Consider the following 23,706-nt stretch of genomic DNA (forward strand, 5'->3'; position numbering starts at 1 on the left):
TTTAATAAAATAAATCTTGTCTTTTTTTATTTTTTAGTTAACTATATTATTGAATAGCAGCATTTAAAGAATCAATATCAAATACAGGTAATGCTGTTATATCAGGAGTGATTTTTTTAGTCATTCCAACTAAAACTTTTCCAGGTCCGCATTCAAATATTTTTGTTATTCCTTGTTTTTGCATATTAAGCATGCTGTCATACCATCTTACAGTTGAGAACATTTGCTTATATAAATTTTCTTTAATAGAATTAAAATCATGAACTTCAGCTGTAACATTTGATAATACTTTATTGTCATTGTTATGTAATTCTATTTTTTCTAAGAATTCTTTTAAGCTGTCAGCAGCAGGTTTCATAAACGGAGAATGGAAAGCTCCAGATACTTTTAAAGGAAGTACTCTTTTAGCACCAGCCTCCTGAAGTTTAGGAGTAACTGCTTCTATTGCACTAAGTAATCCTGATATAACTATCTGATCTTTTAAATTATAATTAGCAGCAACAACTTCTTTATTTTCAGGCATACATTTAGAAACTGCATCATAATCTAATCCCATAACTGCAGCCATACCATAAGGTGCATCAGCTCCAGCCTTAGCCATTAACAAACCTCTAGTTCTAGCAATTTTTACAGCATCTTCAAATGATATATATCCTGCAGCTGAAAGAGCCGTAATTTCACCCAAGCTATGACCTGCAAATAAATTTCCTTTAACGCCTTTAGCTTTTAAAGCTTCATAAACAGCCATACCTACTGTAACTAAAGCAGGCTGAGTATTTTCTGTTTTTTTAAGATCGTCTTCGCTTCCTTCAAAACATAATGCTTTGATATCAACATCATCTAAAATATTAGCTGCCTTATCGAATATTGCTTTAGATTCAGCAACATTATCATACAAAGATTTTCCCATACCAGCACATTGAGAACCTTGACCAGGAAATAGAAATGCTATATTTGACATATTTTATTCTCCTTTTCTTATTATAAATATTTTATTTTCTTAAATTGATAATCTATAAAATATTAACAAAAAATTTAACTTTTATCAAGACATTAATTTGATTTTGATAATTCTTATATTAGTTATACTATTTTAATTAAAGTTAAAACATTCGAATCTGTAAACAACAATTTATATTTGAATAATTGACATTTTATATTAAATTGAGTATCTTTAATACAATACTTAAAATTAATTTGGGGTTATAAAATATGAATACGAGTAATGAGAAGAAATCTAAATACATGATAATAGAGGGTATAGTATCTGTAATTATTAATATATTATTATTTGCTTTTAAGTATGCTGTAGGTTTATTAACAGGTTCTCTTTCAATTATGGCAGATGCTTGGCATTCATTAAGTGATTGCATAAGCAGTATAATTGTTATAATAGGCGGAATATTTTCAAAAAGACCTCCAGATGAAGAGCATCCTTTCGGACATGGAAGAATTGAGCTTATAACAAGTTTTGTAGTTGGAATAATGCTTGTATTTATAGGATATACTTTTTTCTCTGAAGCTATTCAAAACATTATGGATAAAAAATCAGCTTCATTTACAACTATGGCTATAGTTGCTATGATAGTTTCAATACTTGTAAAGGAATTATTAGCACAGTATTCTTTTTGGGGATACAGAAAATCTGGTTCTAAATCATTGTATGCAGATGCTTGGCATCATAGAAGTGATAGTGTTACTTCTATAATTATATTAGTTGGTATTTTATTTGGTAAAAGTTTTTGGTGGTTAGACAGTGTATTAAGTATATTAGTTTCGCTTGTTATATTTTATGCTGCTTTTGATGTTATTAAATCTAGCATAAAACCTTTGATAGGTGAGTATCCTTCTGAAGAAACAATTGATAGTATAAAAAAAATAGCTGAAGAAATGAATATAGATAACACTGATTTGAATTTACATCATTTTCATATACATACTTATGGAGATCATAGTGAAATAACTTTCCATATGCGTTTTCCTAAAGATATGACTGTTTTTGATGCTCATTCAAAGGCTACATTATTTGAAAATGCCATAAGAGAAAGATTGAGTATAGAACCTACTATACATATAGAAGCATACAAATAAAATGCTAATCTAATAAAAAATAGGGGCGGGTGGGTGGGCTGAGTAGATTCTCATTGATATTTTTCATTTTTATTTTATCATAAACACTATGATAGAGAGTGCCGTTTTAAATGATAAAAATTTAGAAGAATATTTTTTATTTACTGATGATTCTAAATTAATAAAGTATAATAAAAAATATAATTCATATAAATATTTAATAAAAATAGAAAATATAAATTCCAAAGAAGAAGTTACGGTTTTAAAATTAATGTATCCTTATATATGTATAACTGAGGAGAAAGGATTAAATTCTGCTGTTATCAATATAGAAACATTGGAAGTAATTTATTTAAAAAGATAAGATTATCATTCTGAAGTATCAAGCTATTCTAATGAATTTTGTATTATTAATAATGAAATACATATTATCACTCAAACTAAATGGAATACTCTTAATATAATGAATTTAAAAACTAAAGATATTTATGTAAATATATAGATTTATTATTGTTATATTTTAAAAAAGCGATAAAATAATTTAAAGTTATCATAATAATTTTTTATAGAGGCATACAATGGAAAATTATTCACTTAAACAGTATATTGTTGATGCATTTACAGACAAAGTTTTTAGCGGAAATCCTGCTGCTATTTGTTTATTAGATAAATGGCTTTCAGATGATATGATGCTTAATATTGCAAAAGAGAATAATCTTTCTGAAACTGCATTCATATTAAAAAACTATAATGATTATGAACTTAGATGGTTTACTCCTGGCGGTGAAATAGATTTATGCGGACATGCAACTTTGGCATCAGCATTCGTATTAATGAATATAATTGATAAAAAGTTAAAGAATATATCCTTCAAAACTAAAAGCGGAATTTTAAATGTTGTAAAAAATAATGATTTGTATGAAATGGATTTTCCGTCTTATGAATTAAAAAAAATAGATGTTACAGATGAAATGAAAGAGGCTATAGGATTTAAACCATTAGAAGCATATATGGGCAGAGATTTGTTATGCGTACTTGAAAATGAAAAGCAAGTAATTGAAGCTAATATTGATATTGAAAAAGTAAAGAATCTTCAAGGACTTTTATTGCATATTACTTCTAAAGGCAGCGAATATGATTGTATTACAAGAAGTTTTGCACCGAAATTAAACGTTTATGAAGATCCTGTTTGCGGTTCAGGACATTGTCATGTTGTGCCTTTATGGGCGGATAAATTGGGTAAAAAAGATATTATAGCATTTCAGGCTTCTAAAAGGGGCGGTATATTATATTGCAGCTTTAATGGTAATCGTGTAAAATTGTCAGGAAAGGCCGCATTATACTCAAGTGCTGAAATATATATACAATAAATTTAAAAATATATTATTTAAATTTATCATTATTTTGTTATAATTAGTTTTTATAAAAATAATTGTTTGGTGTTAAAATGATTTTAGATTTGAATAAAACTTATATAAAAGTATTAAAAAAACAGAATATATTAATTTTAGGAGCTACTGTAAGAAGCGGAGTAAGTATTGCTAATATTTTATATGATATTAACAGAGCTTTTAATACTAATATTAAATATGCTTTGAGTGACAGCAAGACAGAAGAAGAACTTAAAGACAGTATAGAAGCATTAAAAGATAAAGATGTCAAATTATTTTTTGGTAATCAGGATATATCTATTTTAGATAATATTACTCTTATAATAATTTCTCCTGGAATTCCCCATACAATACCTATAGTTGAAGAAGCTAAAAGAAGAAATATAAAAATTATAGGGGAAATTGAATTTGCATACAATTTTCTTCCTAATAGAAATTATATCGCAGTAACAGGAACAGATGGAAAAACTACTACTGTTACATTAGTGCATGATATAATAAAATCATATAAAAAAGCAAGACTTCTAGGTAATGTCGGTAACACTTTTTCAAAAGATATTGAAACAATAGAGGAGGATGAAGATGTAATATTAGAGCTTTCAAGTTTTCAATTAGAGACAGTTGAAAAATTTCATGCTCATATAGCTGCAGTATTAAATATTGCTGAAGATCATCTTGATAGATATAAAGATATTGAAGATTATTTTAATACAAAAAAGAATATAACTATTAATCAAAATAAAAATGATTTTCTTATACTCAATTATGATAATATATATACTAATATTTGGTATAATGAGCTTAATGGTAATTGTAAAATGAAACTTCTTACATTTTCTTTAAAAAGTAAATTTGCTACAATTTACTACAATGAAGAAGATGAATATATATATTATGAGAATGAAAAATTATTTTCTATAGCTAATAGAAAAGTGATAGGTAAACATAATATAGCCAACATATTGGCAGCTGTTTTGATATGTTTGAAAGATGATATACCTGTTGAATATATAGAAAAAGCTGTGAATAATTTTAAGGGTATAGAGCATAGAGTAGAGTTAGTTGCCACAATTAACGGAGTAAAATATGTCAATGATTCAAAAGCCACATCAATGAATTCTGTAATGAGTGCTTTAAAATCTTTTGATAAGGATATCATTCTCATAATGGGCGGAAGAAATAAAAATATAGATTTTACTCATTTAAATAATATTATAAATGCTAGAGTAAAAAAACTTATACTTATAGGAGAAGCAGCAGAGGCTCTTTCAGAGATGCTTCATTTTGAAAATAAAATTATAGTCAGAGATTTGACAGATGCTTTCAATTATGCTTCGGCTATATCAATAAATGGAGATACAGTTTTATTATCACCAGGCTGTACTAGCTTTGATATGTTTAAAAATTATGAGGAGAGAGGAAAATATTTCAAAAGTTTGGTGTATAAACTCAGTGAAATTTCTAAAGAATAATTTAATAATTTAATATAATTATTTTATTTTTATATTTGAATATTTTTTAAAATTATTATAGAATTAATGCTTAATAAAAATAAAAATATTTAAATTAAAAATAAAATATGGCTAAAAGTATTATAAATATAGTTAATATATCCAAAAGATTTGTTCATAAAGTATTGCTTGATAATGTAAATCTTCTTATAGAAGAGAAATCTAAAATAGGAATGATTGGAAGAAACGGAGCAGGAAAAACCACACTTTTAAAGATTCTTATGGGACTTGAAGAGGCTGATGATGGGGAAGTAATATTTTCTGATGATGTAAAAATAGGATATCTTCGTCAGCAGGGTGATTTCGATGATAATGAAAAGGTAATAGATTATCTTACTAGAGTTACAGGCAGAGAATCTTGGAAATGCTCAAAAATTGCAAGCAGATTTGGAATAGATCATATAAAAGTTAATAATAATTTGGGAAGTTTATCAAGCGGATATAGAATGCGTGTTAAACTTGCCGAGATGATGCTTTATGAACCTAATTTTTTAATATTAGACGAACCTTCAAACTTTTTGGATTTGAATACATTGATAGATTTAGAAAATTTTTTAACAGATTATAATGGAGGTTTTTTAATAGTTTCACATGATAGGGAATTTTTAAAAACAACATGCGAAAAAACTATTGAAATGGAAAATTCTAAAATAACATATTTTCCTGGAAATATAGAAGATTATTTTGAATATAAAGAAGAAAAAGAATATACAATAAAAAAATATAATAAGAATATAGAGGAGAGAAAGGCTCATTTAGAGAGATTTGTAGAAAGATTCAGATATAAAGCCACTAAGGCAAAAGCTGTACAATCTCGTATAAAACAGATAGAAAAATTAAAAACTATAGAAATTAATCACCCAGCAAAGAATGTTAGAATAAAACTTCCAGAGGTTCCTGAAAAGAAAGGTTTTGCTCTTATATCTGATGATTTGGCAGTTGGATATGGAGATAAAATAGTTGCTAAAAGCGGAAGAATAGAAATAGCAAGAGGAAGCAGAGTAGCAGTGCTTGGTCAGAATGGTGAAGGTAAAACTACTTTTTTAAGAACTATAGCAGGAAGACTTGATCCTATATCTGGTACTTATAATTATTCTTATGGTATAAAGATAGCATATTTCGGAGAGGATACTTATAAAAATGTGACTTCTAATGATACTGTATTATCTTATTTAAAGAAGAATGCCAAACAGGGATTATTAACTCAGGAGCTTTTAACACTTTTAGGAAGTTTCTTATTTTCAGGCGATGATGTTAATAAAGATATAAAAGTATTAAGCGGAGGAGAGATGGCAAGATTATCACTTCTTGCTGCTATTACTCAATGTGCTGATGTACTTATATTGGACGAGCCTACTAACCATTTGGACTTTGAAACAGTTGAGGCACTTGCTAATTCTTTGAGAGATTATGGCGGAACAATATTCTTTACTTCGCATGATAGAACTTTTGCTAGTTTGCTTGCTGATACAATTATAGAAGTTAAAGATAAAAAGCTTTCTCTTTATTCTGGAGATTATGAGGCTTATGTTTATAGGGTAAGGCTTGATGCTTTAGAAGAGGAAGAAAAAGAATTAGAATATCAAAATAAAAATAATGCTAAAGAAAGCAGCGGTAATGATGAAAAAAACACCAATAATTATGAAGAGAGAAAAAAAATTAGAAACAGACTTTCAAGATGCGAGTCTTTGCTTAAAAAATATGAAAAGCAAATAGAGGACTATAAGAAAGAAGAGGCTGAGATATTAAAATTTTTTGAAACATCTGTGAATTATGATGATGAAAAAAGTAAAAGGCTTTTGGAAGTTAAAAAACTAATAGAAGAAACAGAAAATGAATGGCTTTTAGTTAATGAAGAGATAGATAATATAAAGGCTATGTTATAATTTTTATTGGAGGAAATAAATGAGGATTTTTAAAAATGCTAAAATTTATTCAATGGACAGAAATGATAATATTTATGAATCTTTAGCGGTTGAAAATGGAAGAATAGCTTTTGCTGGAACTAATGAAGAAGTAGCAAAAAAATTTCCAAATGTTGAAGATATAATTGATTTAGAAGGAAAAACAGTTATTCCTGGATTTAATGACAGCTGTGTTAATTTTGTTGAATATGCTCGTTTTAATACAATGCTTGATTTAAGTAAATGTATGTCTATAAAAGAAGTATTGGATTTAGCGCAAAATGCAAAAAAACATGAAGGCTGGATTATAGGCTGGGGATGGAATCAGGATTATTTTGAAGAAAAAAGAATGCTTACAAAAAATGATTTGGATAATATATCTAATGAATGTCCTGTTGCATTTAGAAGATGCTGCGGAGAGATGATAGTTGCAAACAGCAAAGCACTTGAAATATGCGGTATTACAGAGGATATGAAATCTGATAGTATAGATTTTGAAAATGGACTTATAAGTTCTAAAGATATGATATTAATATTATCAAAAATCAAATCATTAGAAATAGATACTCTTAAATCAATAATATTGGATACTCAGGAAGCATTTTTCAAAATGGGTATAACTTCTGTTCAAACAGATGATTTAAGAAGTTTGCCTGATTTCGATTATAGAAAAATTATAGATGCTTATCAGAAATTGCATAGAGAGAAAAAATTAAAAATAAGAGTATGCGAACAGGCACAGTTTATCAATAAAAAAGATATAGATGATTTTAGAGATTATTATTATTATCAATATATTAATGATGAAAGATTTAAAGTAGCTCGTATAAAACTTGTTATAGATGGTGCTATAGGTTCTAGAACTGCATTATTAAGAGATGATTATAATGATGCTCAGGGTTTCAGAGGCGTTTCTCAATATACTCAGGAAGATCTTGATGAATTAGTTGCTTATGCTAATAGTTTAGATTATTCTTTAGCAATACAGGCTACAGGAGATGGTGCTATAGATATGGCATTGAATTCAATAGAAAAAATAAAAAATACAAAAGATTTCAAATATAGAAGAAATGGTTTAATATATGCCCAAATAACAGATAAAAAATTATTTGAAAGAATGAAAGAATTGAATGTAGGTATATATTATCAGCCTATATTCCTACATTATGATATGCATATAGTTGAAGAGAGAATAGGTAAAGAAAAGGCTTCTACTTGCTATGCTTATAAAACAGCAAAAGATATGGGAGTTCATATGGGATTCGGATCATCAGGCCCTGTTGATGGTATTAGTGTTATGGAAGGTATACATTGTGCTGTTAATAGACAGGATTTAAATGGATGGCCTGAAAATGGATGGATGCCTCAGGAAAAACTTACAGTTAAAGATGCAGTTTATTTGTATACTATGGGAAGTGCATATATGTCTTCTGAAGATAATATCAAAGGAAGTATTGAAGAAGATAAATTAGCTGATTTTATAGTTTTAGATAGAGATATATTCGAAGTTGATACTAAAGAAATAAAGGATATAAAAATATTAAAAACTATAATTGACGGAGATATAGTTTATAGTGCTTGATATTATTATTTAATATTTGATAGTAAAAATAAAAAGGATTTAGCATTTAGTTGTTAAATCCTTTTTTTATATATTTATAAAATATAAAAATCTATACAAAAAACAAATAATTGTATTTACTAAAAATATAATAAAATAATATTTTAATTATATAATGATAAACTAAAAACATATGATGATAATTTTTTATCAGCTATAATATGTTATTGTAATAATAAGAATACATAATATGATATTGGAGCAGTAAGTATTACGCTATCAAATATATCGAATACTCCTCCATGACCTGGAAATAACTTGCTTGAATCCTTAGTATCATACATTCTTTTTATAAGGCTTTCTCCCATATCTCCTAAGAAACCTGTAAATGTAAATATTACAGTTAATAACATAATTTGAGGAAAAGAGAAATTAGGTATATTATTTCCTAGTAAATAGGATAAATAACCATTTGAATATAAGAAATAATATAATATTGAAAATGGTATTGTAAATATAAACATACCTACTAAACCTTCATAACTTTTATTGGGTGAAGCACTATTTGATAATTTATGCTTGCCTAATTTTCTTCCTACAATATATCCGCCTGTATCACTTAACCAAGCACATAGCAAAATAAATACTATATAATATTTTCCGCTTGGCATAAAACGCATAAGTGATATATGCCATACTCCTAAACCTACATATATAAAACAAAAAACAGCTGTTAATATTGCTCTTCCTTTTTCTTCAAATGTTGATACATGCACTTTGAACATATTAATGATAAATAGTATAGCTATTAATGCAAAAACCATTACCAATGACAAATCCATAGAGGGATGTTTAGTTTCTACTATTTTATAAAGATTGGAGAAATCTCCTCTGAACACATTTACATCACATATAGTTATAATATATCCCAATACCATAGCTATCATAGTTGTTATTACAGTTCTTAAATTTTTTTGTCTATGAACTTTAGCCATATAAAATATTTCTGATGCACTTAAAATAGATATTGCTAATATTGCTAAATGAAATAAATATATAACTTTATCATAAAACATTATTATGAGAAATAATGGCAATGTTAAACATACAGATATAAGCCTTTTCTTCATAAATCTTTACAGACCTCCATATCTTCTATTTCTGTTTGAATATTCTTCTATAGCTTTTTTAAAATCTTCTTTAGAAAAATCCGGCCATAATATATCTGTAAAATATAATTCGCTGTATGAAGCCTGATACATTAGGAAATTACTCAATCTTGATTCTCCTGATGTTCTTATTATGAAATCTGGATCCGGTATTCCTTTTGTGTATAGATAATTTTGAATAAAATTTTCATCAATATTTTCTATATCTATTTTATTATTTATAGTATCATGGCATATATTTTTTATAGCATTTTTCAATTCATCTCTAAAGCCATAATTTAAAGCTAATATGACAGTGAGTATAGGATTTTTACATTTTTCAAGAGTTTCTTTTTCTGTTTCTTCTATTGTTTCTATAGTGTCTTTTGGAAATGCTGAAATATCTCCTATATGTTTTACTAAAATATTATTTGAAATAAGTCTTTTAATTTCTTTTTTATAGAATTCTTTTAACAATTTGAATAATGCTTTTTTCTCTTCTTCGGGTCTTTTCCAATTTTCTGTGGAGAATGCATATAGTGTTAAGTATTTTATATTAAGCTCGCAGCTGGCTTCTACTATATTAATTACATTTTCACTTCCAGCTCTATGCCCAAGACTTCTACTTTTATTATGCGACTTAGCCCATCTTCCGTTGCCATCCATGATTATAGCTACATGTGCAGGTATATTCAGCTCATCAGTAATCATATAGTATCTAATTCTTTTTCTTTTGTATTAATCATATCATCTATTTTTTTTATGTATGAATCTGTATCATTCTGTATTTTTTTCTCTTGAGATTTTGATTCATCTTCAGTGATAGTTTTATCTTTTAATTCTTTTTTTATTTTATCGTTTTCATCTCTTCTTATATTTCTTACAGCAATTTTAGCTTCTTCGCCTCTATGTCTAACACCTTTTTTTAATTCCTCTCTTCTTTCTTTAGTGAGTTCAGGAACTACTATTCTTATATTTCCGCCGTCATTGAAAGGGTTAAATCCTAAATCAGCTTTTAATATAGCTTTTTCTATGTCACTAACTAAACCTTTATCGAATGGCTGTATCATAATAGTTCTAGAATCTGGTGTTGAAACGTTACCTACTTGTTTTAGAGGCATACTGCTTCCATAAGCCTCTACCTTTACTCCGTCCAATATAGAAGCATTAGCTCTTCCTGTTCTTATACCTTTTAAATCATTTTGTAAACTTGAAATAGCTTTTTCCATTCTATCTTTATATGATTCTTTTGACATAGATAAAAAACCTCTTTATTTAAAATAATTTATTTTAATAGATTATAATTTAATATAATACTATTGTCAAGTTAATTTATTTGTTTATATAATTAACAAGTTTTATAATAAAATGTATTATAAAATTATAATTTTTTTACATTATATTTTTTTAGCAGTATTAATAAAATTATTTTTAGTATATAATACCGCAATAAACTATGAGGAATAATTTATAAGTTCCTGTTTATTTGGATTAAAATGCAGATATGATGTTAATGATAATAAGTCAGATGAACTTTTAAAGGTTATATCTATTGGTATAATTTAATTCCTGTATGTCCGGGGACTTTCTGCTATTAGAAAATCTGCTGAAATTATTGACAGTAAACTTATAAATATAGATAATAAAGATGTAACAGATAATTTTGTTAATGTAGCTAATAGGTTTTGAAAAAAGTAATGTAATATGTTCTGATTTGCTTTTTAATAATAAAGTAAAAATTATAGGAGAAAGCAGGATAAAAAAATATTTTGGATTATAATATATTGAATTATTTATTTTATCTTATATAATTAAACTATGTATTTATTAGAATTTAATGAAATAGCAAAAGAAGTTATTTGGGGCGGAAATTCTCTGAGTTCACTATATTCAAAACCTTTTGATAAAAATAAAACTATAGGTGAGAGTTGGGAAATTTGTGATTTGCCTAATGATAATAGTATAGTTTCTAATGGTGAGTTTAAAGGTAAAACTTTATCTTATTTAGTAAATGAATATGGTGAAAAACTGTTAGGTACGAAAACTAAAGAAAAACATTTTCCATTGCTTATAAAAATTATAGATTCAAAAGATAAATTATCCATTCAAGTTCATCCAGATGAAGAATATGCTAATAAAAGACATAACAAACATGGTAAAAATGAAATGTGGTATGTTATGGAAACTTATGGTGATGCTAAACTTCTTATAGGTATTAAAGAAGGTTTTTCAAAAGAAGATTTAAAAAAAAAATTATCTAATAATGAAAATATAGAAAATATGTTCAATTATTTTGATATAAAAAAGGGTGATGCTTTTTATATACCAAGCGGATGTATACATGCAATACTAGGTAATGCTGTTATAACTGAGATACAAACACCTAGTGATGTAACTTATAGGCTTTATGATTGGAATAGAGTTGATAAAAATGGTAAATCTAGAGAACTTCATATAGAAGATGCTTTTAATGTTGTAAAAGATATTAATGCTTTCGATTTAAAATCTAACAAACAAAACCGTTTTAAAAATGAAAAATTGGAAATTAATACAGTATTTTCTAATGATTGTTTTACGGTAGAGGAATACACTATAAATGAATACTATTCTTCAAAAACTAATAATGAAACTTTTGAAATAATTATGGTTTTAGAAGGAAAAGGGCATATAGAATCAAATATTACTGATAATATTATAAAACTTAATGCTGGAAAGACAGTTTTGATTCCAGCTGCTTTAGGTGATTATTTTATAAAAACATATGATATTATAAAAATGTTGAGGGTAACTTTATAATATGAGCGATATTATAGAATTAAAAGATGTACATAAGAGTTTTGGTACTCAAAAGGTGCTTAATGGTGTTAATCTTAAGGTTAACAAAGGAGAAACTCTATCTGTTATAGGAAATTCAGGATGCGGTAAAAGTGTTCTTATCAAACATTTGATGGGATTGCTTCAGCCTGACAGCGGTACTATAATAGTAGATGGGCATGATATTAATAAAATATCTGATAATGAACTTACAGAAGTAAGAAAAAAATTTGCTATGGTATTTCAGGGAGCTGCTTTATTTGACTCTTTGAATGTATATGAAAATGTAAGTTTCGGACTTAGAAGAATAAAGAAAGATATGCCGGAAGAAAGAATAAAAGCAAAAGTGGCTGAAGTTCTTGAAATGGTAGGAATGCCTAATATAGAACATAAAATGCCTTCAGAACTTTCCGGAGGTATGAAAAAACGTGTCGGATTGGCTAGAGCTATAGCAATGGACCCTGAGATATTGCTTTATGATGAACCTACAACGGGTTTGGATCCGGTTATGTCTAGGGTTATAGATGATTTAATAGTAAAAATGCAGTCTATTCTTAATGTTACTAGTATAGTTATTACACATGATATGACTAGTGTATTTAGAATGTCTGACAGAGTTGTTATGCTGTACAAAGGACAAATTATTGAGGGAGGAGATCCTGATCATTTGGCAGAAACAGAAAATCCTCATTTGAAATTTTTCTTTATGAGCAGTATAGCTAAAAAAGGCGAAGATATAGAAAGTATTAGACCAAAAGATTAAATATCTTTTCTTTTATAATAATATAAATTAAAATATAATTTTAGGATAAGGAAAAATCATGAAAAATAAAATTAAATTAGGTATATTTTTTATTGTTACATTTGTTATATTTGTAGGAGCTATAGTATTATTGGGTAAGATAAAGGTTAGGGGTGATGGATATAGAATATATGTAGATTATGTTTTTATAGGTGATTTACAAGAAAATGGTAAAGTTTCATATAGAGGAGGCGGAATTCAAATAGGTTTTATTGAAAAAATAGCCATAAATCCTGACGGTACCATAAGAGTAACTTTATTTATTACTGATAAGAATGTTATAATTCCTGACGGAACTAAATTCTCTATACAGACAGTTGGTTTGGGACTTGGAGAAAAATATATAATGGTATCTCCTCCTGCTATAAATACTACAGGTATGAAAAGCATGGCCCCTAATACAATAGTAAAGGGTGTTGAACCATTTAGTATAGAAACAACATTAGGTTCTATAGGAGATATAGGTAAAGATTTAAATTTCCAGGAATTATCAGTGGTTGTAAGTAATCTTTCACAAACTATTAATTTGATATCTGGTGTTATAGTTAGTAATGAAGCTAACATTAATAATTCAATATCAAATGCAAGTGCAACTTTAGGATATATAAATAATATTGCTAGAGATTTATCTTATGTTATAAATGATGTAGAGAAAGGACAAGGTACAATAGGTGCTATAATGAAAGATCCTAAAGTACATACTAATTTTAATGAAATTGTTGATAATTTAAGAGTATTTACTGAAAAAATAAAAGATAATCCTTCTCTTTTGCTTTTCAGAGAAACAGATACTAAAAAATAAATTTAATAATTGATTGGAGGGTTAATATGTTAAATGATATTATAGAAATGCTTACAAATGGTTTTTCCAGAAAGAATAAAAATTCAAATTCTTCTGAATATAATACTATATTAGATGAAATAAAAGATCTTCCAAAATCTAAATTAAATAAATGTTTGAAAGATGCTGAGAAAATAGCTATTAAGGCAGGTAAATATTCATTAAAATATTTTGGCTGTCCAAAAAAAGTATCAAAGAAGGGTAAGGCAGATTTATTTACGGAAGTTGATTTAAAAAATGAAAAAAAGATAAAAGAATATTTGTTAAAATGCTATCCTAAATTTGGGTTTTATGGAGAGGAATCTAAAGATAATACAAGTAAAAAATTCACTTGGATAGTGGATCCCATAGATGGAACCAGTAATTTTATACATGGATATCCTTTTTATTGTATATCTATAGGACTTGCTTATAAAGGAATACCTATATTAGGTGTTGTATATGCTCCTCTTACAGATACAGTTTATAAAGCTCATATAAAATCTAAAGCCTATAAAAATAATAAAGTTATAAAGGTAAGCAGCAGTAATAAATTAGTAGAATCTATTATAATAACAGGATTTTATTATAATGCCAATGTTGATGATGATTTTCTTCATGACAGAATGGTAGATTTTGCTAATATGGTAAAAAGTACTTTAGCTTTAAGAAGAGATGGTTCAGCTGCTCTTGATATATGTATGGTGGCAGAAGGTGTTGCAGACGGATTTTTTGAATATGGCCTTTCACCTTGGGATATATGTGCCGGAACTATTATATTAAAACAGGCAGGCGGTATGGTAACTGATATAAATATGGGAGAATATGATATTTTCTCTAAGGAACAGTATATAGCAAGCAATAAAAAAATTCACAAAGAAATGGTTAAAGTACTTGAATAAGTTTTCAATAGGTAATAAAATATATAAAAAAAATTAAGGAATGTTTTATGGTAGAAGGAAAAAGAGGAAAAGTTATTCAGGTTGTAGGTTCTACCTTAGATGCTGAATTTGAAGAAGGACATCTTCCAGCCATATTGAATGCTCTTTATATAGACAAAGAAATAGAGGGTGTTCAAAGACATATTATTTGTGAAGTACAGCAGCATTTAGGCGGCGGCAGAGTAAGAGCCATAGCCTTAGAATCTACAGACGGTATATCAAGAGGAGATGATATATTTGATACAGGTAATCATATAATGGTACCTGTTGGAACAGAAACTATAGGAAGAATATTCAATGTATTGGGACAGACTGTAGATAAAGGTGAGCCTATAGTTGCTAAAGAATACAGATCAATACATGCATCGCCTCCAAAGTTTGAAAATTTAGAGCCTAAACTTGAAATATTTGAAACAGGTATTAAAGTTATAGACTTGCTAGCTCCTTACATTAAAGGTGGTAAAACAGGTCTTTTCGGAGGTGCCGGAGTAGGAAAAACAGTTCTTATAATGGAGCTTATACATAATATAGCAAGCGAGCATGGCGGTTATTCTGTATTTGCAGGTGTAGGTGAGAGAACAAGAGAAGGAAATGACTTATGGTCAGAGATGAAGGAGTCTGGAGTTATTAATAAAACTTGCCTTGTTTATGGTCAGATGAATGAGCCTCCTGGAGCAAGACTTAGAGTAGCTTTATCTGCTTTAACTATGGCAGAATATTTTAGAGATTCTGCTGGTTTAGATGTATTATTGTTTATAGACAATATATTCAGATTTACTCAGGCAGGAAGTGAAGTATCTGCATTACTTGGACGTATGCCTTCAGCTGTTGGTTATCAGCCTACTTTGGCAACAGAGATGGGTGCTTTACAGGAGAGAATAACATCTACTAAAAATGGATCTATTACTTCAATACAGGCAGTTTATGTACCTGCAGACGACCTTACAGACCCAGCGCCTGCTACAGCATTTACTCACCTTGATGCCACTACTGTATTATCAAGGGAAGTTAGTGAAAAAGGAATTTATCCGGCAGTGGATCCTTTGGCTTCAACAAGCAGAATATTAGATCCTAATATACTTGGTCAGGAACATTATGATGTAGCAAGAAAAGTACAGCATATACTACAAAGATACAGAGATTTACAGGATATTATTGCTATACTTGGTGCTGATGAACTTTCAGAAGATGATAAATTAATAGTATCAAGAGCTAGAAAAATAGAACAGTTCTTAAGTCAGCCTTTCTTTGTAGGTGAGCAGTTTACAGGATTACAGGGAAGATATGTAAAATTAGAAGATACTATAAGAAGTTTTAAAGGTATTTGTAATGGTGATTATGATGATTTACCAGATCAGGCATTTAGATTTGTTGGTTCTATAGAAGAGGCTGTTGCCAAAGCTAAAACTGTATCAAATTAATTATATTATTGTTGCTAAATAAATAATAATATTTACCGACTATATTTTAGTAGTATATAAATTGTAGGTTTCAAGTTATGATTTTTAAAATGGATGATGATGTACTAAAAAGAAGGTTAAAATTTTATATGCCTGCACTTTTTGTTTTTGCAGGAATTGTTTCGGTAAGCATTTTTTCCATTTTATTGAAAACAGTTTATCAATTATCAAGTTCGTTAATAAGTTATTTGTATATATTTATTTTTATATTGATTGCTGTTTTCTGTGTGAGTATTTACTTTGATTGTTTAAAATTAGAGAAAGGAAAATATGTTGCTATAGGCAAGATTTATGTAATAAAAGCGGGAATAGCAGTAGTTTTGGTAGCTATTTTTTCATACAGCCTTCATATATATCTTGGCAAAATTTCTATATTTGAAATGCTTAATATACGTCTTATAATGGTTATATTTTTGATTAGTGTTGCTATGTCTATTGCTTCTACTAGTTTTAATATTTTAGTAAGACCATTATATAAAAAAACAGGTAAGAAAGAATATCATCTGCCTATAGCATATAATTTCATTCCAATTTCTATAGCTACTGTAATATTTATTGTTACTTTCGTTAATGGTATGCATTACAGATCTGAAATAGTTTATGACAGACAGTATGACATTATTATAAAAAAAGGTTATGCTAATGACTTCATTAATAGTATTTCAGATTCTTTAGAAAAATATGTTACAGTGTCTGATAATATAACAGGCTATATGAATATGATATATAGAAATAATTATACTTTGGATAATTATGTTGATATATTATCAAGATATTTAAGTACAAGATATACCAATGATAGTAATATTTCATCTGTAAGTGTATATTTTGGAGATTTAGAAAATGTTAATATTATTAATATTAACACTAATGAAATTAATAAATTATCTATAGATTGGAAATATGATATTAGTGATTTAGTTGAGATTAAGACTAATTTAAGACCTAATATAGGAGTTAATTATACTACTAGGTTGGCTACAGAAACTAATGCTTTAATAGATATAACATCAAATGCAGAAACTTTTTATATATATAATCCTATTATTCTTAATAATAGACATGTAGGTTTTGTTAGTATAGAGGTAAGAAGTTCTGTATATTTAGATGTATTATCAAATGATATGTTTAAAAGTCAACTTAATATATTTTTAACAGATGATACATATAATATTAAGGCTTCTAATAATCCTTCATTGATAGGTAATACTCAGAGAGATTTAGACAATACTGCCATTGGTTTGGAAATAAAAAAGAATCAGCATAACAATTACAGAAATAATATCACTGATGTAAATGTTATTTCTGTTGAAGATTCTAATGTATTAGCTATTAAATACTCTTTGTTTAATAATTTATATATTATAAACATATGGCAGCATAAAAGTGCTTATCAGAATCAATTATTTAGAAATACTATAATAAGATCTTCTGTAGCAATATATTTAGGTTTATTGGCATTTTTATTAGTTATATTGGCTTTAATACTTTCACTTAGAAAAACTTTGGTATTTGCTAAGAATGTATCAGAATCATTGAGTGAAGGAGAAGGTGATTTAACAATAAGACTTCCTGTTATTAGTAATAATGAATCAGGAGAGTTGGTTCACTCTTTTAATAAGTTTCTAGATAAGGTAAGAAATATTATAGTTAGTGTAAAAAACAATGCTTATACTTTAACAGGTAATATTCAGAATATGAGAGCTTCTATTAGTATAAGTATCAGTGATTTTAATACAATATATAAAGAGTTCGAAACAGAATTAGCTAATTCTAATAAGATAGCAGAGTCTTCAGCGAATGCTGCTAGAGTAAGCTTTATGCAGCGTACTAGATTTACAGCAGTTAATGAAACAGTTCAGTTATTATTAGATAATATTAATGATATTAATGATAAGATGAAGCAGCAATCAGAGGCTGTAGCTAAAACTAGTAGTTCAGTACAGCAGATGATGGCTAATATAGTAACAGTAAGCCATGGAGCAACTAAAGCTAATGACTATGCTAAGATTTTATACACTGAAGCTCAAGATGGAAGTAATATAGGTGAGTCAGTAGTAGGTTCTATACAAAGCATTAAAGAATATTCTAAACAGATAACTAACATTACACAGGTAATACATAATATAGCAGAACAGACAAACCTTTTAGCAATGAATGCGGCAATAGAGGCAGCTCATGCAGGAGACCATGGCAGAGGTTTTACAGTAGTAGCAGATAAGATAAGAAAATTAGCAGAGGATACAGGAGAGAACTCTAAAATCATTAATGAGATAATTGAAGAGACAACACAGGCTATAGATCATACAGTATCTTTGGCTTTCAAGAGTTCAGAATCAATGGGAAAGATCTTGGAAGGATCTAATACTTTAGCAGATTTGATAGCTACAATTTCTGGTGCCAATGATGAATTAGATATAGGCAGAAGAGAAATCTTGATGAATATCAGCAACTTAAATAATATTACAGAAGATGTACAGGAATTGTCATTGAAGCAGATGCAGATGAGTTCGGCTGTTAGTCAGAATATTTCTAGTGTAGATAAGTTAGCGGAAGATGTAGTAAATGTAGTTAATACAGCAGAAACTGAAATGAAGGAATTAGTACATTCAATAGAAAATGTATCTAATTTATCAAGTACAAGCAGTAATAATATGGAGACAATGGATAAGAGAATTAAGGAATTGCAGTATATATTCCTTCAGTTATATAAATTAGTAATTTCTTTCAAAACAGAGAAGACAGAGGAAGATATAGAAAAAGAGAAGAAAAAATTAACAGCAGCAGATAAAAAAAGAATTAAATTGCAGCGTAAGGCAGAGAAAGAAAAAAATAAGAGAAGAAAAGAGAAAATTGAAAGAGCTAAAAAAAGAAAGTGCTAAAGTAAAAAAATAAAAGTATTATATTTTAGTATATTGAAGCATAATTTTTTTAGTAATTAAATACAGTTTTTAACTAGTAAATTTTATTAAAAAATGGTATATTAATGAATAAAAGTAGTTTGTAAAATTAAGTAGGCTATTTTTCTAAATGTTGATATTATTATGCCGAGAATTAAAATAATAAACCAGTATTTTATAGGTTGAATAATATGTTTTTTCAGGTAAATGAAGATAGATTAAAAAAAAGATTAAAGTTTTATATACCAGTAGCATTTTTGATTATGGCTGCTATTTCAGTTGGTTCATATTCTATACTATTAAAAACAATTTATCAGCAGTCAAGTTCATTAAGAGGATACGTATATATATTCATACTTTTTTTGGCTTTGTTTACAGCAGTAAGTATGTTTTTCGACTGTTTAAAAGTAGAGAAGGGAAAATCTATACCTTTAGGAAAAATATATGTAGTTAAATCTGGTATAGCGGTAGTTTTAGTAGCTATTGTATCTTATACGGTTTATATATTAGATGGAAGTATAACATTATTTGAAATACTTAATATACGTCTTATAATGGTTATATTCCTGATTAGTATAGCTATGGCCGTTTCATCTATATTCTTTAACATTTTAGTAAGACCATTATATAAAAAGACAGGCGGAAAAGAATATTATTTGCCTATGGTATATAATTTTTTACCTGTATCAATGGCAACTGTAATATTTATTGTTACTTTAATTAATGGTATGCATTACAGATCTGAAATAATTTATGACAGACAGTATGATATGATAGTGAAAAAAGGTTATGCTAATGACTTTATTAATAATATTTCAGATTCTTTAGCAAAATATATTGGTATATCTGATAATATAGTAGCATATATGAATATACTATATAGAAATAATTATACTTTGAATAATTATGTTGATATATTATCAAGATATTTAAGTACAAGATATGCCAATAATAATAATATATCATCTGTATCTATGTATCTATCAGATATTGAAAATGTTAATATTGATATTAATACTAATGGTATAGATAATTTATTAATAAATTGGAGATATAATGATATTAATAATTTAGCTGAGATTAAAACTAATTCAAGACCTAATATGGCAGGTAATTATACCACTAAATTATTAACAGAAACTAATTCTTTAATAGATATAACACCAAATGCAGAAACTTTTTATATATATAATCCTATTATTCTTAATAATAGAAATGTAGGTTTTGTTAGTTTAGAGGTAAGAAGTTCTGTATATTTGGATGTATTATCAGATAATGTATTTAAGAGTCAGCTAAATATATTTTTAACAGATGATACATATAATATTAAGGCTTCCAATAATCCTTCATTGATAGGTAATACCCAGAGAGATTTAGATAACACTGCTATTGGTATAGAAATAAAAAATAGTAAGTATAATAACCATAAGAATGGTATAATAGATGTAAATGTTATTTCCATTGAAGATTCTAATGTATTAGCTATTAAATACTCTTTGTTTAATAATTTATATATTATAAATGTATGGGAGCATAGTAATGCTTATCAGAATCAATTATTTAGAAATACTATAATAAAGGCTTCTGTAGCAATATATTTAGGTTTATTGGCATTTTTATTAGTTATATTGGCTTTAATACTTTCACTTAGAAAAACTTTGGTATTTGCTAAGAACGTATCAGAATCATTAAGTGAAGGAGAAGGTGATTTAACAATCAGACTTCCTGTTATTAGTAATAATGAATCAGGAGAGTTGGTTCACTCTTTTAATAAGTTTCTAGATAAGGTAAGAAATATTATAGTTAGTGTAAAAAACAATGCTTATACTTTAACAGGTAATATTCAAAATATGAGAGCCTCTATTAGTATAAGTATTAGTGATTTTAATACAATTTATAAAGAATTCGAAACAGAGCTTATTAATTCTAATAAAATAGCAGAGTCTTCAGCGAATGCTGCTAGAGTAAGCTTTATGCAGCGTACTAGATTTACAGCAGTTAATGAAACAGTTCAGTTATTATTAGAAAATATTAATGATATTAATGATAAGATGAAGCAGCAATCAGAGGCTGTAGCTAAAACTAGTAGTTCAGTACAGCAGATGATGGCTAATATAGTAACAGTAAGCCATGGAGCAACTAAAGCTAATGACTATGCTAAGATTTTATACACTGAAGCTCAAGATGGAAGTAATATAGGTGAGTCAGTAGTAGATTCTATACAAAGCATTAAAGAATATTCTAAACAGATAACTAACATTACACAGGTAATACATAATATAGCAGAACAGACAAACCTTTTAGCAATGAATGCGGCAATAGAGGCAGCTCATGCCGGAGAACATGGTAGGGGTTTTACAGTAGTAGCAGATAAGATAAGAAAATTAGCAGAGGATACAGGAGAGAACTCTAAGATCATTAATGAGATAATTGAAGAGACAACACAGGCTATAGATCATACAGTATCTTTGGCTTTCAAGAGTTCAGAATCAATGGAGAAGATCTTGGAAGGTTCCAATACTTTAGCAGATTTGATAGCTACAATTTCTGGTGCTAATGATGAATTAGATATAGGCAGAAGAGAAATCTTGATGAATATCAGCAACTTAAATAATATTACAGAAGATGTACAGGAATTGTCATTGAAGCAGATGCAGATGAGTTCGGCTGTTAGTCAGAATATTTCTAGTGTAGATAAGTTAGCGGAAGATGTAGTAAATGTAGTTAATACAGCAGAAACTGAAATGAAGGAATTAGTACATTCAATAGAAAATGTGGCTAATTTATCAAGTACAAGCAGCCATAATATGGAGACAATGGATAAGAGAATTAAGGAATTGCAGTATATATTCCTTCAGTTATATAAATTAGTAATTTCTTTCAAAACAGAGAAGACAGAGGAAGATATAGAAAAAGAGAAGAAAAAAACAATAGCTGTAGATAAGAAAAGAATGAAATTGGAACGTAAGGCAGAGAAAGAAAGAATAAGAGAAGAAAAGAAAAGATTGAAAGAGTTAAAAAAAGAAAGTGCTAAAGTAAAAAAATAATTTATTATAATATTTATCTTATGAAAAAAATTAGTTTATTTGTTTTTATATTTTCTACTTTGCTTTTTAGTATTTTACATTCAGAAATAACACATAGATTCTATTGGAATTTAGAAAAAGGAAAAAGAATAGAATCTGTAAAAACTGCTGATGTAGAGTATTATGAAAATGGTATATTAACAAGCACATACAAAGAAAGAAATATTGTTGATTTAACTGTTATTGCTATAGCTCCAAAAGGCGGTTATAGAGTAAGCGGAGTATTCAAAATTTTTAGAATGATGAAAGGTGAGAAAGTTTTTCATCTTGATGAAGAATATACAAGCGATTTTATTATTCATACTAATGGAAAATTTGAAGTTCCTTATAATTATTTTATGCCTAATGTAAGACATGTTCCTACTTTTCCTGATAATGAGGTAAAACTTACTGAATCTTGGAATAGAGAATCTATTGAAATAGTTAAAGTAAATAATGCCCCTAATTTAACAATGGCATTGTCATCTGATTATCTATTCGCCAATATTGAAACTAATAGTGACGGAAGCAGAAATGCTGTTATACAATATCATATTATGACTGATAAAGATTTACTTCAGGCAGGACTTTCAAGAAAAGGTTATCCTGAAAGAATATATGGCTTTAATTATGGTACATTTCTTTGGGATATGGAAAAAAATATTCCTGTATCTCAGCAGGAGAGATATCAAATATTATTTGGTTATGGAAAAGAATTATCTTATGCTAGTTTGCAGTATAAGATGAATATTATCAGTACTTATAAAATTTATGATACAATAACAAAAGAAGAAGAAGATTATAATAGAAAAAAACTTGAAGATAATCTCTACAATGATGATAATGTTACTATAGATACAGTACCGGAAGGTTTGGTATTAAGACTTGGAGAGATTCTTTTTGATACTGATTCTTATACTTTAAAACCTGAAGCAAAAAATACTATAGATAATGTTATTAAGGCAATAAAAGAAACTTATCCTGATAGAGAAATTATAGTAGAGGGACATACTGATAATACAGGAAGAAAAGAATATAATCAGGACTTATCAGAAAAAAGAGCAAAATCAGTTGCAGATTATATCTTGCCTAATCTTGATCATGATAAATTATCTTATAAAGGTTTTGCAGATGATGAACCTATAGCTTCTAACGATACTCCAGACGGAAGAAGAAAAAATAGAAGAGTTGATATCATAATCAAATTAAGATAATGCATTTATATTTAATCAAATATATGTATAAAAAGTTTTGGCATATAGATTGTTTGTAATAGTCTGGCAATATTAAAAAAATCATTTTTTATAAACTAAACTTTT

General features: G+C 27.7%; 17 protein-coding genes and 1 pseudogene. 14 read left to right on the forward strand and 4 right to left on the reverse strand.

Annotated elements, in window-relative coordinates; translation table 11 throughout:
• Positions 1-46: 46 nt before the first annotated feature.
• Positions 47-961 carry an ACP S-malonyltransferase gene (fabD, locus tag BHYOB78_RS05150; RefSeq protein WP_012669742.1) on the reverse strand — a complete coding sequence of 305 codons (915 nt, stop codon included), beginning with the start codon at positions 959-961 and terminating at the stop codon, positions 47-49.
• 251 nt (positions 962-1,212) lie between these two features.
• Here fabD and BHYOB78_RS05155 point away from each other — a divergent pair, with 251 nt between their 5' ends.
• The 6 genes from BHYOB78_RS05155 (at position 1,213) to BHYOB78_RS05180 (ending at position 8,458) form a co-directional block, all read left to right on the forward strand.
• Positions 1,213-2,091, forward strand: a complete 879-nt coding sequence (locus BHYOB78_RS05155) for a cation diffusion facilitator family transporter (RefSeq protein WP_020064425.1) — start codon at positions 1,213-1,215, stop codon at positions 2,089-2,091.
• 88 nt (positions 2,092-2,179) lie between these two features.
• Positions 2,180-2,434 (forward strand): hypothetical protein, encoded by a 255-nt coding sequence (locus BHYOB78_RS13725; protein WP_020064426.1) that lies wholly within the window; start codon positions 2,180-2,182, stop codon positions 2,432-2,434.
• Positions 2,435-2,648: 214 nt separating this feature from the next.
• The gene (locus BHYOB78_RS05165) at positions 2,649-3,440 is read left to right on the forward strand and encodes a PhzF family phenazine biosynthesis protein (RefSeq protein ID WP_020064427.1); all 792 of its coding nucleotides are present in this window, start codon (positions 2,649-2,651) and stop codon (positions 3,438-3,440) included.
• 77 nt (positions 3,441-3,517) lie between these two features.
• Positions 3,518-4,933, forward strand: a complete 1,416-nt coding sequence (gene murD / locus BHYOB78_RS05170; protein ID WP_020064428.1) for a UDP-N-acetylmuramoyl-L-alanine--D-glutamate ligase — start codon at positions 3,518-3,520, stop codon at positions 4,931-4,933.
• A gap of 107 nt (positions 4,934-5,040) precedes the next feature.
• A complete protein-coding gene (locus BHYOB78_RS05175) occupies positions 5,041-6,858 on the forward strand; it encodes an ABC-F family ATP-binding cassette domain-containing protein (RefSeq protein WP_020064429.1) in 1,818 nt (605 codons plus the stop codon).
• 19 nt (positions 6,859-6,877) lie between these two features.
• The gene (locus tag BHYOB78_RS05180; protein WP_020064430.1) at positions 6,878-8,458 is read left to right on the forward strand and encodes an amidohydrolase; all 1,581 of its coding nucleotides are present in this window, start codon (positions 6,878-6,880) and stop codon (positions 8,456-8,458) included.
• A 203-nt stretch (positions 8,459-8,661) separates the two neighbouring features.
• On the opposite strand, the gene BHYOB78_RS05185 is transcribed toward BHYOB78_RS05180, so the two are convergent.
• The 3 genes from BHYOB78_RS05185 to frr are packed head-to-tail and all read right to left on the reverse strand — an operon-like array spanning position 8,662 to position 10,841.
• Positions 8,662-9,567 carry a phosphatidate cytidylyltransferase gene (locus BHYOB78_RS05185; RefSeq protein WP_012669749.1) on the reverse strand — a complete coding sequence of 302 codons (906 nt, stop codon included), beginning with the start codon at positions 9,565-9,567 and terminating at the stop codon, positions 8,662-8,664.
• A gap of 6 nt (positions 9,568-9,573) precedes the next feature.
• Positions 9,574-10,296 (reverse strand): undecaprenyl pyrophosphate synthase, encoded by a 723-nt coding sequence (uppS, locus tag BHYOB78_RS05190; RefSeq protein WP_012669750.1) that lies wholly within the window; start codon positions 10,294-10,296, stop codon positions 9,574-9,576.
• Positions 10,293-10,841 carry a ribosome recycling factor gene (frr, locus tag BHYOB78_RS05195; protein ID WP_012669751.1) on the reverse strand — a complete coding sequence of 183 codons (549 nt, stop codon included), beginning with the start codon at positions 10,839-10,841 and terminating at the stop codon, positions 10,293-10,295. Before frr ends, uppS begins: the two co-directional genes overlap by 4 nt.
• Before the next feature lie 562 nt (positions 10,842-11,403).
• Between frr and BHYOB78_RS05200 the strand changes: the two genes are divergently transcribed.
• The 8 genes and pseudogenes from BHYOB78_RS05200 (at position 11,404) to BHYOB78_RS05235 (ending at position 23,601) form a co-directional block, all read left to right on the forward strand.
• Entirely contained in the window at positions 11,404-12,381 is a 978-nt protein-coding gene (locus BHYOB78_RS05200; protein WP_020064431.1) for a type I phosphomannose isomerase catalytic subunit, read from the forward strand.
• Between the two features lies 1 nt (position 12,382).
• Positions 12,383-13,162, forward strand: coding sequence for an ABC transporter ATP-binding protein (locus tag BHYOB78_RS05205; protein WP_020064432.1), 780 nt, complete (start codon positions 12,383-12,385; stop codon positions 13,160-13,162).
• A gap of 58 nt (positions 13,163-13,220) precedes the next feature.
• The gene (locus BHYOB78_RS05210; protein ID WP_012669754.1) at positions 13,221-14,003 is read left to right on the forward strand and encodes an MlaD family protein; all 783 of its coding nucleotides are present in this window, start codon (positions 13,221-13,223) and stop codon (positions 14,001-14,003) included.
• Between the two features lie 26 nt (positions 14,004-14,029).
• Positions 14,030-14,923, forward strand: coding sequence for an inositol monophosphatase family protein (locus BHYOB78_RS05215; protein ID WP_012669755.1), 894 nt, complete (start codon positions 14,030-14,032; stop codon positions 14,921-14,923).
• A 47-nt stretch (positions 14,924-14,970) separates the two neighbouring features.
• Positions 14,971-16,383: a F0F1 ATP synthase subunit beta gene (gene atpD, locus BHYOB78_RS05220; RefSeq protein WP_012669756.1), complete on the forward strand. Its 1,413-nt coding sequence runs from the start codon at positions 14,971-14,973 to the stop codon at positions 16,381-16,383.
• 77 nt (positions 16,384-16,460) lie between these two features.
• Positions 16,461-19,317 (forward strand): annotated as a pseudogene (locus tag BHYOB78_RS05225) (methyl-accepting chemotaxis protein).
• Between the two features lie 196 nt (positions 19,318-19,513).
• Entirely contained in the window at positions 19,514-22,369 is a 2,856-nt protein-coding gene (locus BHYOB78_RS05230; RefSeq protein WP_012669758.1) for a methyl-accepting chemotaxis protein, read from the forward strand.
• 20 nt (positions 22,370-22,389) lie between these two features.
• A complete protein-coding gene (locus tag BHYOB78_RS05235; RefSeq protein ID WP_020063417.1) occupies positions 22,390-23,601 on the forward strand; it encodes an OmpA family protein in 1,212 nt (403 codons plus the stop codon).
• Positions 23,602-23,706: the final 105 nt, after the last annotated feature.

The organism is Brachyspira hyodysenteriae ATCC 27164, from assembly GCF_001676785.2.
Lineage (GTDB): Bacteria > Spirochaetota > Brachyspiria > Brachyspirales > Brachyspiraceae > Brachyspira > Brachyspira hyodysenteriae.